A 15,188-nucleotide genomic window follows, 5' to 3' on the forward strand; every position below is an offset into this window, starting at 1 on the left:
TATGTATAAAATAATAATTCTCATCTTCTCTTTTTATGTTACTTTGCTAACGGCAAATGAGCCTATTACACCTTTACCGCAAAGTGTACAGGTCAATCAGGCAAAGGCAAAACTCGGTCAAGCGCTCTTTTTTGATCCTATTTTATCGCATGATAATACTATCAGCTGTGCAAGCTGCCACGACTTATACAATGGCGGAGATGACGGGTTAAAATTCTCTTTTGGTATTCAAGGGCAAGAAGGCTCAGTGAATGCACCTACTGTTTATAATGCTGTTTTTAATTTTCGACAGTTTTGGGACGGTCGGGCAAAAAATCTGCAGGAACAGGCCATTGGACCTATTGAAAATCCTGTTGAAATGGGTTCTAGCTTTGAAGAGATCATACCAAAACTCAAAAAAAGCAAATACAAAAAACTTTTTGATGCAATTTATAATGACGGTATTACCAAAAATAATATTACAGATGCCATCGCGGAATATGAAAAAACACTCATCACGCCAAACTCCCGCTTTGACATATATCTCAGGGGTGATAAAAGTGCTCTCACTCAAAAAGAAAAAGAGGGATATGCACTTTTTAAGTCAAAGGGGTGTGTAAGCTGCCATCACGGAGAGAACATTGGCGGCAATCTTTATAACAAATTTGGTATTTTCAATGAATCAAATTCCGAGTGGCTGGGAAGATACAATATTACCCATAAAGAGCGGGACAAATACTTTTTTAAAGTCCCCTCGCTTCGAAACATTGCAAGGACGGCACCCTATTTCCATGACGGGCGTACCTATGATTTGAAAAAAGCGGTAGAAATTATGTCTCAGTATCAACTCGGTCGTCATATTACAAAAGAAGAGATTGCGAAAATAACTGCTTTTTTACAGTCTCTCAACGGTGAACTTCCTAAAAATATTGAGCCAAAATGAGAAAAAAATTAAAGCATACCGATAAAACTACATTCATACTCTTTGTTTTCATCCTTTTTATTTTTATAATGTTTGTAAACGGCTACAAAATCAAAGAAAACATGAGTCATTTTTCACTCCAAAGCAATAAAATAACCCAACTGCAACTTATAGACAGAGAACTCAATGACTTTACATTCACTGCAAATAAATTCACAAATTATGATACAGTTGACCAGCAAAAAAAACAATTTGAGAAAATTTTAAAAAGCCTGCGTCAGGATATGCAAAAATACAATAAAAATACTGCACCTCTTTTAGAAAAAATTGCACAAAACTTTCAAAAAAAAGCTGATGATTTAGAATACTTCAAAGCACAAAACTCTGCTCTTATAAACAGCTCCCATTTTCTTTTTGGTCTGCATACGACAATTTCCAATGCAGCTGATATTTCTCTTCAGGCAAAGAACCTTACAAATGAGGCTCTTTTTTATATCTTACGATATGCTTCAAGTGAATATATAGATAAAAAAACCATACAAAAAAAGCTTCATGAACTTAAAATAATTGCCCGCAATAAAAACAGTCAATATCTTTATACTTTTTATATGCACGCAAAAGTAATGCTCCAAACACTCCAATCACTCAAAGAGGTTTCACAAGAAGTACAGACAAATCCGCTTTACAGGCAACTCGAAGCACTCAAGCGTCATATAACACTTGACTATGAAAAAGACTTGCAGCACCAGACATGGCTGATGATAGTATTTTTCCTTGTAACTGTTTCGATTTTATTTATACTTATTTTTTCACATCTTCAGTCAAACAAAACAAAAAAAGAACTTTTGGCATTTAAATATGCCATAGAACACAGTGACAACATTGTAGTCATCACAGATGCACAAAGAAATATCGTCTATGTCAACGAAACATTTGAAAAAACAACAAAATACAAAGCACAAGAAGTACTGGGACAAAATCCAAGAATCTTAAAATCAGATATTCAGGACCCGGCTCTCTATGAAGAACTCAATGCAAAACTTGCCAAAGGGGAAAAATGGGAGGGACAGTTTATCAACAAACGAAAAGACGGCTCTCTTTTATACGAAAAGGCTTCCATCGTTCCGATTTTTCTTCAGGGAAAACTGGTGAACTATATTGCGCTTAAGCTTGACATCACAGAATATATAGAAAAAAACAAACAACTCGCCCAGGCAGCCAGTGTTTTTGACAATACAGAAGAGTCCATCATCATAACAGATTCAGAGGGAAAAATTATCTCTATCAACCGTGCTTTTACAAATATATACGGCTACTCTTTTGCTGAAGTAAAAGGTAAAAGTCTCAAGTTTCTCCATTCGGGAATACAGGATACAAGTTTTTACAAAGATCTTTGGAATCAACTGATAGAACACGGAATATGGAAAGGAAAATTTGTCAATAAAACCAAAAACGGTGAACTGATTCCTCTTTGGTCAACAATTAAAAAAATCACAAACTCCAAAGGCGATGTTCTCAACTATACTGCAGTGCAGACCGACCTCAGAGAGATAGAGACTTCACAGGCAAAAGCGGATTATCTTGCCTATCATGATGCGCTTACGGGGCTTTCCAATCGTGTCAACTTTGAAGAGTATTTGCAACATGCACTCATAATAAGCAAAAGAAACAAGGATATTTTGGCTGTATTGTTTATAGACCTGGACCGTTTTAAAATCATCAATGATACACTCGGGCATGACATAGGAGATGAAGTTTTAAAAACTGTTGCTTCAAGACTGAAAACGACACTCAGAGAAAGTGACTTTATTTCCCGTTGGGGCGGTGACGAATTTGTTATAATTTTGGAAAACCTGACACTTGCAAGCGATGCGGCAATAGTCGCTCAAAACATTATAAAAAACCTTGAAGAACCCATACATGTAAATGAGCACTCGCTTATCACTACGGCAAGTATCGGTATAGCCGTTTATCCGCAAAACGGAGAAGATTCCCAGACACTCATAAAACATGCCGACAGTGCGATGTATCTTGCCAAAGAGTCAGGAAAAAACAACTTCCGCTACTACACACAAGAGCTTTCACGCAACATACAGCACAGACTCGACATTGACATGGCACTTCGTAACGCTTTGCAAAACAATGAACTTTTTATGGTTTTTCAACCACAATACAGACTCAAAACAAAAACCATCCACTCTGTTGAAGCTCTTGTCCGATGGAAAAATCCAAAACTTGGCAATGTTACCCCTGACAAATTTATTCCTGTCGCCGAAGAAAACGGTACGATTATCCCACTTGGGTACTTCGTCTTTGAAGAGTCCTGCAAAGCATTTAAGCAAATGAAAGAAGCAAACATTCACATACACTGCATTGCTATCAATGTCTCCAGTTTGCAGTTTAAAGAAGCCAATCTTTTGGAAACTTTTTTAGCCATAGCGGCAAAACACAATGTCCAACCGCATGAGATAGAGATTGAAATCACTGAACGCTTCATAATGGAGCACACCGTTGCCAATATGGATATTTTGCAAAACTTCAGAAACTACGGATTTAAAATTTCAATCGATGACTTCGGTACAGGGTACTCCTCTATGTCCTATCTCAAACAACTCCCGACAGATACCATCAAAATAGACAAATCTTTTGTCGATGACATAGCCAACGGCAGTTCGGACAATGTCATCATCGAAGCAATTATAGCGCTTTCAAAAACACTCGAATATATGATAGTTGCCGAAGGCATCGAAACACAGGACCAGGAAGAGTTTCTGGCTGAAGCAAACTGTGATTTTGGACAGGGTTATCTTTTTTCACGACCGGTTACATGTAAAGAGATTATTGAAAGATTCTCTGAAAAGATTCTGTAAATATTTTTTAACTGGCCAGCTCACTGTATAAAAAATATCTGTTTTTTCCGGATTCCTTGGCTTTGTACATTGCCGCATCTGCTTTCTTCTTTAATTCATGTGCAGACAAAGAATCATTCGGATAAAGTGAAACACCTATACTTGCAGAAAGATTTATATGCTCATTTGGACAATTTTTTTGAAGATTTGCAACAAGTTTGTCTAATCGGTCTTTTAATTCATTTTTTGTCTCATATGTCACAATACAAACAAATTCATCTCCGCCCAAACGAGAGGTAAAATCAGTTATCTGCTCTATTCTTTTGGATGCTTCCACTAAAACTTTATCGCCGGTGAGGTGTCCAAAAGAGTCATTTATCTCTTTAAAGCCGTCCAAATCTACAAATATCAACGCAAAGTTTTTGCCTTTTAAATATTGATATAAAACTTCGTCAAATAAAAATCTGTTTGGAAGACCTGTCAAGGGATCATGTGTCGCTTTGTAGTTGAATGTTTTCACATCGCTATGAAGTTTTTGCAGCAATTTGAAAAAATACAGAGGAATAACCAGATAAGCAATAAACCAGCCAAAACCGAGTGCTCTGTTTTGTATCCAAAACGGGCTGGTGTTGAGCAGAACAAGCCAGGTAATTAAAACTATACCATAGGTGACAAATCCTATCTTTTCTCCATACCGTACTCCGTACCCTATACAAAACCATAACAGCAAAGCAGGAAAATATGCCGAAAGCGGTCCTGTCAGGTACATAACATAACCAGTTGCTGTTGTTTCAACAAAGCTCATAAAAACAATTCGTTGGTTTTGGAGAAAATAGGGATATTTGTAAACTATAAACATATATACGGCAATTAAACTCAGCATCAAAACAGGAAACAGCATAATATACTTATAGACTTCAACACTAAGCGCATGCTCAACAAAAGTATAATACGTAATGGCAATAACCGATAGAGCAATAAAAAAAAGACGAAAATAGGTCTGTATATATTCATTGTGAACATACTGTTTTTGCAGATCTGTATTCAATCTTAGCCCCTTAAAGAAAAATATGCTTCAAAATCTTGAGCACTCAACGGTTTGGAAATATAATACCCCTGTATCATATCACAGCCATTCTTTTTAAGCCATTCAAGTTGCTCTTTGCTCTCAACACCTTCTGCCAAAGTTGTAACATTTAAAACCTTTGCCATCTCAATTATAATCTTTACAATTTCTCGCTCTTTGTCGCTTTGTATAATTTTATCAATAAAAGACTTGTCTATTTTAAGTGTATCAAATTCCATTTGCGTTATTTGAGACAGTGAAGAGTGTGCTATTCCAAAATCATCAATCTCTACAGATATGCCAAGCTGTTTCATAACCTGCAAAAATTTTTCTGCTGCCGCATAATTTTGTACCGCTGTTCTTTCTGTAATTTCAATTGCTATACTCTTATTGTTCAGGCCATACTTTGTCATGGTCTCTTCAAAAAAATCCAGAAATTCTTCACTCTCTACATCATAAGAAGAAATATTGACAGCAACCGTTACATGCAAACCTTTTTTTTGCCAGATCTGCTGCTGCTTTGCAACATTTGTTATAACAATCTTTGTGATTTTTTTAATAAGCCCAAGCTCTTCTGCGACATGTATCATATACTCCGGCACTATCTGCTTATTGTTTTTATCTTTAAGCCTGATAAGTGCTTCACAGTGCAGAATTTTTTCTGTTTTTACATCTGTTACAGGCTGATAATGCAGCACAAAGGCATTATTTTCTATTGCATCAATGAGTACTGTTTCCGTCTCAATGTATGTACTTAACGTCTCTTTCATTTTAGGCTCATATACTGCTATCTCTTGTTTGTGTTTGCTTGCATAAGAGAGTGCCGTCATCGCTAAATCTCTTACTTCTAAGCTGTTTTCGCTGTCTTGAGGGTATTTTGCTATGCCGAATCTGCAACTGACGGGAATGTGCCTTTGCTTGACAAAAATACTATGTGCACACTGGTTGGCTATTTTCTTGGCAATTTTTTTGAGCTGGTTCACATCTTTAATAAAAAGACAAAATTTATCACCTGCAAGATGATAAACAGAGTCGGTGACTGCCAAACTCTCCTTCATTATATCCGCCACCGCACAAAGTACTTTATTTCCGAATGAAAAGCCATACAGAAGGTTAATATTTGAAAAAGAACGTATATTGATAATCAGCAGAGCAAAAGGCTCTTTATACTTTTTTAGTTTTTTTCTAAGCGCGTTATCATTAGGATAATCGCAAAGAAACTCATGGTAGGTCAGATAATTCAGTTTTCTTGCATCCCTAAGAGCCTTCAGCCCGGTTTCCACATTGTTTTTAAACATATTCAAAATACCTTCAAAAACTTCCGGTTTTGTTATTTTGGCTTGAAAATAAAAAACAATTTTTAAAACCTCTTCTGCATAAGCAACTTTCAGATGTTTTTGCATGACAAAATCTTTTATATCATTCTCGGGATAACGGTATTTCTTTCCTGACTTTCGTGTTAAAACAACCTGCTCACAAAATTCACTCTCAACAAAATGTTTGCATATACAAAACAGGATCCGTTCTTCATCGCTTTGTGTAATAAAATGTTGATTGATTTCAGCTATTGCCTGATTTGCAAATTCATGGAGTTTCAGTACGGTTATTTCATTCCAAAAACCTAAAATATCTAGAATCATATCACCGCGATTCAGATTTACAAGCCTGTCATCAATCCAGATATAAGAGCCGTCTTTGCATACTATTCGGTACTGGTGTTGCATATACTTGTTTGCAACAAGAGCCTTCTGCGCTTTGAGCATTCTGTCTCTGTCTGCTTCATAAATATGTTCCTGCCACCAAAATAAATTTGATTCTGCTTCTTTAGAAGTAAAACCTGTTAACTTTTTTATAGCCTTTGAAACAGTTACCTGAAAACTTTTGTCTTTAAATATACGTACTTTATAGGCCACAATCGGCAAATAGTGCAGCAACTCAGAAAACTCTTCTTTTATCTCTTTAAACTTTGTATTGTCTATAAACCAGATAATACCTGCCGGTTTGCCTTTGTAGACAATAGTCTGCGAAACGGCAATAACATCTAAAATGACACCTTTTACATTTAATCTCAGTTCGTAGTTTTTGATACCGGTATCTTTGCTTATGAGGTCTTTGCGAACATGCTGCGGGGTACTTTTGTCAAGGAGCATCTCTGGAGTATAGGAAAAAAGCTCTTTTGCGTCTATTTTAAAATGCCGCAGTGTGTAGTTGTTTGCATAGACAATATTGGGCTGATATATAAAAATACCTATCGGCACACTGTTGAGTACAAATTTAAGGATTTTTAAATTATCCTGTATGGTACCTATCAGATTTTCAAATTCCTGTTCTTCAAATTTTGGCAAAATTTCTGCTTTACTGTTTTCAATCATTTGTGCATGCTCTATGGATTGTTTTCATCTTTATTGCAAAAAGTACAGCTAAACAGCGTTTCCGCTTTTCTAGTAATGTCATAATCAGTATCCAAAAAACACAAGGTTGTGCATTCTAAGATAAATTTAATAAAAAAGAGTTGAAAGAAGTGATTTTGAGAATCAGGCCCAAATGGACCTGGAAGATTAACACAGAACTTTAAACGGTCTCACAATTTTTCTATTAAATTTTAAAAGTTGTTAATTTCATATTAAGTTCATCTGTCATTACATTAAGATGTTCTGCCGCAGCAGCTATTTCTTCCACACTGTGCGCATTTGTTGATGATATTTCATTAATTTCTTCGACTTTTCCTACAATTTCACCTACATTTCTACCTGTATCTTCGAAATCTTTAACCGTTCTATCACTTGCATCCACCGCCTTATTCACAGTCGTGACAGTAGAATTAATTCTTTCTTCCACATCTTGAGCGATTGTTACCAACTCCTGAATTTCATCAGAATTGGAAATCATCTTATTTGAAGCATCAATTATAGACTGGACAACAACATTTATTGTAGCATTAATTTCAGAGAGTGTTTTTTGAGTTCTCTCTGCTAGTTTTCTGACTTCATCAGCTACAACAGCGAATCCACGTCCATGTTCACCCGCTCGTGCTGCTTCTATAGCAGCATTTAAAGCAAGCAAGTTTGTCTGATCTGCTATATCAGAAATAATAGTTAATACATTTTTCACTTCACTCGCATCATGAGAAAGAGTCTCCATATTTTGTGCTAAATCTGACTCAGATTCTGCTGTTGTTTGAATTTTTGATGCTAAAGAAATAATATTGTTTTTCGCCATTTCTAAATTTTCATTTGCATTTATAATATCATTTTTCGATTCTTGAGCCTCTGTGATTGCCGTAGCTATTTCATTTTGTATCTCTTTTGCATTTGATGTTGTTTCTTTTACTATTGCCACTGAACTCTCAACATTTTTGCCCACACTTATAGCCCTTTGTGAAAGTTCTTGTGAAATTGAAGCATTTTCTTCTGATGTTACTTTAACCTCAGAGAGTAAATCTCTTAACTGTGACATAACACGAGAAAGGTTTTGTGCAATAATCGAAACTTCATCATCCCCTTTCATTTTCAACTCTTTTGTCAAATCAATATTTTCACCATTGGATATATGCTGAATATATTGCACAATTTTATTTAAAGGATTGATAATAATTTTATAGATCATAAACAGTAATATTCCAACAGAGATAATAATGATAATTAAAGATATAATTAAAAGATAATTTCTTAACTTGTAGGCAGGGGCAAAGGCTTCTGCTTCATCAATCTCAGCCACAACTACCCATTTTCCCTGTCCATTAAAAATACTTAATTCTTCGTAAACGCTAAGAACCGAAATACCTCTGTAATCTTTTATAATCCATTGCCCGCGTTTGCGTTCTCCAGTTATTACTGCCTCAGTTGAAGGCGTTTTTACTTTCCATACTCCTATCGTAGTCCCTAATTCCTGTACTACTTTATCTTTTATCTCTTTTTGAAACCTGGAATTACTTCGCATATAATAATCACTGCCAACGAGATAACACTCCCCACTTTTTCCTAACCCTGCTTTTTCAAAATCATCATTAAAACGCATAATAGAATTTATAACATCCACAGGCATTTGAAAAATCAAGACACCTTTTTTGGTACCATTTATAAAAATTGGTGTTGCTATGAAAGATGCCGGAGAATTGTAACTTGGCTCATAAGGAGAAAAATCATCAAATGCAATTTCACCTTCTTTCATCCTTAAGGCTTTTTTGTACGCTTTAGCAAGCCCTGTATCTGCATAAACACCCTTTTTGAGATTTGTCGCGAAATCTTTTTCTTTAAAATCTGTATAAACAACATCTCCTCTCATATTTACCAAAAAGATATCATACAGGCTAAAAGAATTTAAAAACTTATCAAAAGAAGTATGGTATTTTTTATGGGCGCGCATATAACTGCTGTCATATTTTGGATTAAAAGCCATTTTATTTTTTTCACCCAATTTCGCAGGATTTTTTACAATAAAAATATATTGTGCAACCAATGCATCATCTTCACGCGGTAAATACTCTTCTAGCGGTTTGGGTTTTGCTGCATTTGGCACATTATAATTTACTGCATTCAAATACTCATTTTTATAATTTTTCTTTAATGTAGCTTTTACTTTTTCTATATCCAGGTGCAGTTCATTTTCAAGCTTATAAAAACCATTATCTAAAGAAACAAAAGCTTCTTTTGTTCCTTCTTGCCCTGCCAAAGAAGTAAGAAGACCACCAAGATAATCAAAATAATTTGCAATTTCCCCATGCTTAGACACCTCTACACTGCTAAGCTTATCAAATTCACTCTTATCTATAGCCTCTTTGGACTTTGTAATAGATACGTAGGTAATAGCTGATGCCAATACAATAATAACCGCTATAACAACAGATACTAATTTTGTTTTGATTGTCATAAAATAATCCTTTTTTTTTACAGTTAAAGATTATATCAAAAAAAAATTCAATATACAATAAAATTAAACAGTATCTGATAAGTGTAATCAATATTAAAAACTCAGAGTGTTTAAAAATATAATATTTTATTATACTGACTTAAGATTTGAAATATAGCGTAGAGAAGATTGTAAGTAATATGTAAGTAATAACAAAAGCCCTGAAGGCTTTTGAAATAGAAGGTTATTTTGCCAATGCAGCTTTAGAAGCTTCAACAACTGCAGTAAATGCAGCCGCATCGTTCATTGCCATATCAGCAAGAATTTTACGATCAAGTTCGATACCAGACTTGTGAAGTCCGTTCATAAAAGTTGAGTAGTTCATCCCGTTTAAACGACATGCAGCATTGATACGGATAATCCATAGTTTACGGAATTCACGTTTTTTCTGCTTTCTGTCACGGAACGCATACATTAATGAGCGTTCTATCTGCTCTTTAGCTTTTCTGAAGTGTTTACGGCGACCGCTGTAAAAACCTTTCGCTAATTTTAATATTTTTTTGTGTCTTCTTCTGCGAACAACACCTGTTTTAACTCTTGGCATATCTTTCCTTTTGTTTCTTTACCCAGCTACTTTACATGTAGTCAGGGTGCCACTCTCGGGTGGTCTTGCCCAATTACTTAAAATTGGAGATTAATGATACTCTTAGCCTAGCTAACGATCATTTCCTTAATGTTTTTTGCATCTGACTTGGCAACTACTTTTGGAGCATGTTGCTTACGACGAGTTTTTGCATCCTGCTTTGTAAGAATATGGCTTCTAAACGCTGTTCCGCGTTTGATCTGACCGTTCTTCTTCACTTTAAAACGCTTTACAGCGCCTTTTACCGATTTCATTTTTGGCATCGATAATCCTTTTCGTAAAATTTTGGAAGTGCAATTATACCCAAACTTTTCTAAAATTTTGCTATACTTCTGCCATGATGATAGATAATTCCATAAAACATATAAAAAATGCCCTCAAAGAACTCGATGACGAAGTACAAAAGATTTTACTCGACTGGAGTATTCCGCTCAATGAAAAAGACAATCTGATGCTGCCGATTTTGCAGCAAAAACGGGTACTTGACCAGACTTTAGAAGATTTAACCTACCTAAAAGAGCACCCGCCAACACCAAATCAGCCCTGCGGCATTTCAAAATATAGAGAAGATTAAGAAAAATCTGCTATAATTTCACCGCTTCTCTTTAGACCTGTGCAATGGTGCACTGAGGTAATGTGTCAGGGTAGGAATACAGCAGCACGCCTTAGTACGCTATGTGCCGCAGCCATCTGGAGAGAGGCACCTAAAGCCTAAACTATATAATAGAGAATTAAAAACTTCATCTATCATTGTAACAAAGTAACATTCATTAAAAATTTACACTACCAATTAGGTAGCTTTAAATTTTTATTAAACGCTCCTTCATCACAAGCATAGACAAATTTTAGAAATTCCTATTGTATAGTTTAGGCTTAAAAAATAAAAAAGAAAAACTATGCTCTACATAGTAACCGCTCTCAAACCTGAAGCTCAGGCCTTCGTTGACAAATACAGACTCAAAAAAAACAAACTGCAAAACTATACACTTTTTACAAACACAGATATCAGACTCATTATCAGCGGTATCGGGGTTGACAATGCCAGACTTGCGACGCAGACGCTGATTGACAATTTTGACATTACAAAAGAAGACATTTATCTCAATGTCGGTATCTGCGGTGCACCAAAGCAGCATAAAATCGGAGAACTTTTAGAAATAGGTACTGTAGTCTATCACAATACCGTTTATCCCTTTTGCTCTGACAAACATACGCTTACATGTAAAGACGAAGCAGCCGCAATACAACACGAAACACCCGTTGATATGGAAAGTTTTGGTTTTTATGAGGCGGTTGTTCACAACCCTGCCATTGAAAAATTTCATATTCTAAAAGTTGTCAGCGACCATTTTGCACCACACACCATTACAAAAGAAAATACAAAATCACTTTTGTTTAATGTTATTCATGATATAAATAGAGTATTGCAAAAGCATATCTAAATCAGGATTACTTATAATGCGCATCTTTTTACTTTTTTTAAGTCTCTACATAACGCTTCATGCCACAGTGCCTACAGATACGCAACTCAAAAAAATGATAGGGCGCATGCTGATTGTCGGCTTTGATGAAAGTTATGTAGAAGCGACGTCCCAAATAGTTTCAGATATACAAAAGTATGATTTGGGCGGCGTGATTCTTTTTGACCGGTTTTATACAGACAAACAAAGAGTTAAAAATATCCTCTCACCCTATCAGCTGAAAAAACTTACCCAGCATTTACAATATTTTGCACACAAACCACTTTTTATAGCCGTCGACCAGGAAGGCGGCAAGGTCAGCAGGCTCAAACCACAATACGGCTTTGTCAAAATCCCCTCTGCTGCTGCTGTTTCATGTATGCCTTTGCAAACAGCACAGCAAATTTACAAGGCTCAGGCTCAAATGCTCCAAAACAGCGGTATCAATGTAAATTTTGCCCCCGTACTCGATTTAAGCACCAACCCAGACAACAAAGTCATAGTAGGCTTGGAGCGTTCTTACGGAAGCGATCCCAAAGAGGTTGCAAAATATGCACAGACAATGATAGACGCCCAGACACGCCACAATGTCCTTTCTGTTTTAAAACATTTTCCCGGGCACGGTTCCTCACTCGGAGATTCCCATAAAGGGTTTGTTGACATCACAAATACCTGGAGCAAAAAAGAACTGGAGCCTTATAAAATCCTCATCAAAGCCCATAAGGCAGATGCCATTATGACTGCACATGTCTTTAATGCACATTTGGATGACAAATATCCGGCAACACTCTCTTATAAAATAAATACAGAACTTTTACGCAACAGATTGCACTTTCAGGGCGTCATCATCAGTGATGATATGCAGATGAAGGCTATCTCTGCAAATTATTCACTCAAAGATGCCCTGACTCTGGCAATCAATGCAGGGGTGAATATTTTACTCTTTGGCAATCAGCTTGCACACAATTCGACGCAAGAGATAGTTGAGACTATTTTCAAGCAGGTCAAAAATAAAAAGATTCCGCTCAGCAAAATTATAGCATCCAATGCACGAATCACAAATCTGCATTTCAAAAACAGACTTGTACAAAAGCCTGTCATATTTGAAAAAGAGCGTAAAGCATTAACGCGGGCATATATTCAAAAACATTACGGCTTACATGTAAAGGAGATAAAAATAAAGCCAAAAATAATTGTTCTGCACTGGACTGCCGTTATGGATCTTAACAAAAGTTTTGCCAGACTCTACCCGCAAAAACTTCTTAGTGACAGAAAAGATATAGCCAAAGCTTCTGCTTTGAATGTCTCGGCACACTATTTGGTGGACCGAGACGGAACAATTTACCAGCTGATGCCAGATGATGTTATGGCACGCCATGTCATCGGACTCAACTACTCAAGTATAGGCATAGAAAACGTCGGCGGTGAGGCAAACAAAAAAGAGGATTTAACCCCTGCGCAGGTACGTGCAAACATTGCCCTTGTAAAATATCTCAAACAACAATATCCTGACATTACCTACCTCATCGGGCATTACGAATACACAAAAATGCAAAACAATCCCCTCTGGCTGGAACATGATGCAAACTACAGAACACAAAAAGCAGATCCCGGAGCAGAGTTTATGCATAAAGTCAGACAAGGGCTGCATACTTTGCACCTCAGAGGCGCGGATGAATAACGGCTTTTCCTCTCTTGACTGGTTTGTTTTTGCCTCTTATTTTCTTATACTTGCCATCAGTTCCTACCTTTTTTCTCAATTCAAAATCAGTTCCTCAAGGGATTATTTTGTCAGTGCAAACACCATGCCTATGCTCGCCGTTGCTGTCTCTATCGTAGCAACTTCTCAGTCTGCTGCAACCTTTTTGGGTGTTCCGGAGTTTGCCTATGTCCATGATTTTACCTTTATAGGTTTTTACTTTTCTGCGCTGGTGGCTGTTATCTTTATCAGCATTGTTTTTGTCCCGAAATTTTACAAATACAAAGTTGTCACCGTCTATGAACTTTTACAAACACGCTACGGCGAACGTGCCAAAAAGCAGGCAGGCATCATGTTTTTGCTTGGACGCATTATGGCAAGCGGGGCACGGCTCTACATCGGCGCACTGGCTGTGAGTATGATACTTTTTTTGGATATCGGCTTTTTTCATATGCTTGTTGCCATCACTCTTTTAATTGCAGGCGCTTTATCCTACACTTACTTCGGCGGTATCAAGTCCATCATCTTCAGTGATATCATTCAAGCCCTTACCTATGTCGGTGCCGGCATTTTGGTTTTTTGGTATTTGTATCTCTCTTTGCACAATGTAGATATTTTAGCAGTCCTGCAAGCACATAACAAGTTACATGTAATAGATAATTCACTTGACGGGAAGTTCAGCATTATGGCACTTTTTAGCGGCTGGCTGCTTTTAAACATAGCCGCTTTCGGGCTTGATCAGGACATGACCCAGCGCGTACTCAGCTGTAAAAACAAAAACGAAGCTGCACAGTCACTCATTCTCTCCATTGTTTTGACTATTCCAATTGTCATGCTTTTTCTTGGCATCGGAGCACTGCTTTTTGTACATTACCAGACAGATACGGTAAGTCAGAATTTTCAAGGCGAGAGCATTACCGTTTTTATGTATTATATCCTCAATGAAATGCCCTCAGGACTGAGAGGGCTTGTAACAGTCGGTGCCATTGCCGCAGCACTTTCAAGCACAAACTCTGTTTTGGGTGCCATGGCTTCTGTCGCCGTTGAAGATTTGTACCGACCGTGGAAATTGCAAAAAGATCCCCATACGAAAGAAATACATTTTTTAAAAGCTTCCCGAAAAGCCGTACTTATCTTTGCATTTATTCTCTTTTTTATGGCAATTGTAAGTTATTTTTGGCAAAGAGAAAGTGAACTTTCACTGGTAAGTTTTGCCCTGGGTGTCATGACCTTTGCCTACACCGGACTTTTAGGTGTATTTTTCTCGGCGGTTTTTACAACAAGAGGAAGTGCCGCAACCGTTCCCTTTGCCCTTGTCGGAGGCTTTGTGAGTGTATTAGCCTTACAGCCCTATATATTTGGCGTTCATATAGGATTTGCCTGGCAGATGGTTTTAGGAACCTTGGTTGCTTTTTTGATTATGCAGACAGGGACTTCGCAGACAAATCTCGCAAGCAATACAGCCCAAACTAAAAGGATAAACCATTAGCTTAAGCAAAAGCTTGCTATCGTCTTGGAACCGGTACTTCAGTCCGGCTGTTGCTAGCATTTTAATACTTTGAGCCCGCACTGAAGTACGGGTTCCGAAAAAGCCGTTGAGAGCCTAATGGTATTGAAACTTTTTTTTCGTTTCTTTTGCTTTTTTTGGAACACGTACTTTCTATGCTAAAGCATGACTTGGAAAAAAACTAAATTTTTTCTGTAGTGCGGGCTTTGTGTCTT

General features: G+C 36.9%; 11 protein-coding genes and 1 other RNA gene. 7 read left to right on the forward strand and 5 right to left on the reverse strand.

What is annotated here, in order from left to right:
* Position 1: 1 nt before the first annotated feature.
* The gene (locus tag ACM66U_RS10980; RefSeq protein WP_346389761.1) at positions 2 to 922 is read left to right on the forward strand and encodes a cytochrome-c peroxidase; all 921 of its coding nucleotides are present in this window, start codon (positions 2 to 4) and stop codon (positions 920 to 922) included.
* Positions 919 to 3,771 (forward strand): EAL domain-containing protein, encoded by a 2,853-nt coding sequence (locus ACM66U_RS10985; RefSeq protein ID WP_346389762.1) that lies wholly within the window; start codon positions 919 to 921, stop codon positions 3,769 to 3,771. The genes ACM66U_RS10980 and ACM66U_RS10985 overlap by 4 nt, the downstream gene beginning before the upstream one ends.
* 7 nt (positions 3,772 to 3,778) lie before the next feature.
* On the opposite strand, the gene ACM66U_RS10990 is transcribed toward ACM66U_RS10985, so the two are convergent.
* The 5 genes from ACM66U_RS10990 to rpmI all read right to left on the reverse strand — a co-directional run bounded on the left by ACM66U_RS10990 (position 3,779) and on the right by rpmI (position 10,570).
* The gene (locus ACM66U_RS10990) at positions 3,779 to 4,798 is read right to left on the reverse strand and encodes a GGDEF domain-containing protein (RefSeq protein WP_418640760.1); all 1,020 of its coding nucleotides are present in this window, start codon (positions 4,796 to 4,798) and stop codon (positions 3,779 to 3,781) included.
* Positions 4,799 to 4,800: 2 nt separating this feature from the next.
* On the reverse strand, positions 4,801 to 7,188 hold the full coding sequence (locus ACM66U_RS10995; RefSeq protein WP_418640761.1) for an EAL domain-containing protein: 2,388 nt from the start codon (positions 7,186 to 7,188) through the stop codon (positions 4,801 to 4,803).
* 223 nt (positions 7,189 to 7,411) lie between these two features.
* Positions 7,412 to 9,685 (reverse strand): methyl-accepting chemotaxis protein, encoded by a 2,274-nt coding sequence (locus ACM66U_RS11000; protein WP_346389765.1) that lies wholly within the window; start codon positions 9,683 to 9,685, stop codon positions 7,412 to 7,414.
* A 223-nt stretch (positions 9,686 to 9,908) separates the two neighbouring features.
* Positions 9,909 to 10,268: a 50S ribosomal protein L20 gene (gene rplT / locus ACM66U_RS11005; RefSeq protein ID WP_346389766.1), complete on the reverse strand. Its 360-nt coding sequence runs from the start codon at positions 10,266 to 10,268 to the stop codon at positions 9,909 to 9,911.
* Between the two features lie 107 nt (positions 10,269 to 10,375).
* Entirely contained in the window at positions 10,376 to 10,570 is a 195-nt protein-coding gene (gene rpmI / locus ACM66U_RS11010; RefSeq protein ID WP_151899377.1) for a 50S ribosomal protein L35, read from the reverse strand.
* 74 nt (positions 10,571 to 10,644) lie between these two features.
* Here rpmI and ACM66U_RS11015 point away from each other — a divergent pair, with 74 nt between their 5' ends.
* From ACM66U_RS11015 to ACM66U_RS11035, 5 genes are all read left to right on the forward strand, one after another.
* Positions 10,645 to 10,881: a hypothetical protein gene (locus ACM66U_RS11015; RefSeq protein WP_230973287.1), complete on the forward strand. Its 237-nt coding sequence runs from the start codon at positions 10,645 to 10,647 to the stop codon at positions 10,879 to 10,881.
* Positions 10,882 to 10,909: 28 nt separating this feature from the next.
* Positions 10,910 to 11,007: signal recognition particle sRNA small type (gene ffs / locus ACM66U_RS11020), an RNA gene on the forward strand.
* Between the two features lie 196 nt (positions 11,008 to 11,203).
* Entirely contained in the window at positions 11,204 to 11,749 is a 546-nt protein-coding gene (locus tag ACM66U_RS11025; RefSeq protein WP_346389767.1) for a hypothetical protein, read from the forward strand.
* Between the two features lie 16 nt (positions 11,750 to 11,765).
* On the forward strand, positions 11,766 to 13,448 hold the full coding sequence (locus tag ACM66U_RS11030; RefSeq protein WP_418640762.1) for a glycoside hydrolase family 3 N-terminal domain-containing protein: 1,683 nt from the start codon (positions 11,766 to 11,768) through the stop codon (positions 13,446 to 13,448).
* A complete protein-coding gene (locus tag ACM66U_RS11035; RefSeq protein WP_418640763.1) occupies positions 13,441 to 14,955 on the forward strand; it encodes a sodium:solute symporter in 1,515 nt (504 codons plus the stop codon). Before ACM66U_RS11030 ends, ACM66U_RS11035 begins: the two co-directional genes overlap by 8 nt.
* The last annotated feature ends 233 nt before the right edge of the window (positions 14,956 to 15,188 follow it).

Source organism: Sulfurimonas sp. ST-27 (genome assembly GCF_048081595.1).
In the GTDB taxonomy this organism is placed as follows: Bacteria; Campylobacterota; Campylobacteria; order Campylobacterales; family Sulfurimonadaceae; genus Sulfurimonas; species Sulfurimonas hydrogeniphila.

What these genes read in the sequence shown, in the direction of transcription:
- rpmI (WP_151899377.1), bottom strand. Translation starts at nt 10,570, where the DNA reads ATGCCAAAAATGAAATCGGTAAAAGGCGCTGTAAAGCGTTTTAAAGTG.
- ACM66U_RS10980 (WP_346389761.1), top strand. Translation starts at nt 2, where the DNA reads ATGTATAAAATAATAATTCTCATCTTCTCTTTTTATGTTACTTTGCTA.
- ACM66U_RS11000 (WP_346389765.1), bottom strand. Translation starts at nt 9,685, where the DNA reads ATGACAATCAAAACAAAATTAGTATCTGTTGTTATAGCGGTTATTATT.
- ACM66U_RS10995 (WP_418640761.1), bottom strand. Translation starts at nt 7,188, where the DNA reads ATGATTGAAAACAGTAAAGCAGAAATTTTGCCAAAATTTGAAGAACAG.
- rplT (WP_346389766.1), bottom strand. Translation starts at nt 10,268, where the DNA reads ATGCCAAGAGTTAAAACAGGTGTTGTTCGCAGAAGAAGACACAAAAAA.
- ACM66U_RS11015 (WP_230973287.1), top strand. Translation starts at nt 10,645, where the DNA reads ATGATGATAGATAATTCCATAAAACATATAAAAAATGCCCTCAAAGAA.
- ACM66U_RS11025 (WP_346389767.1), top strand. Translation starts at nt 11,204, where the DNA reads ATGCTCTACATAGTAACCGCTCTCAAACCTGAAGCTCAGGCCTTCGTT.
- ACM66U_RS11035 (WP_418640763.1), top strand. Translation starts at nt 13,441, where the DNA reads ATGAATAACGGCTTTTCCTCTCTTGACTGGTTTGTTTTTGCCTCTTAT.
- ACM66U_RS11030 (WP_418640762.1), top strand. Translation starts at nt 11,766, where the DNA reads ATGCGCATCTTTTTACTTTTTTTAAGTCTCTACATAACGCTTCATGCC.
- ACM66U_RS10985 (WP_346389762.1), top strand. Translation starts at nt 919, where the DNA reads ATGAGAAAAAAATTAAAGCATACCGATAAAACTACATTCATACTCTTT.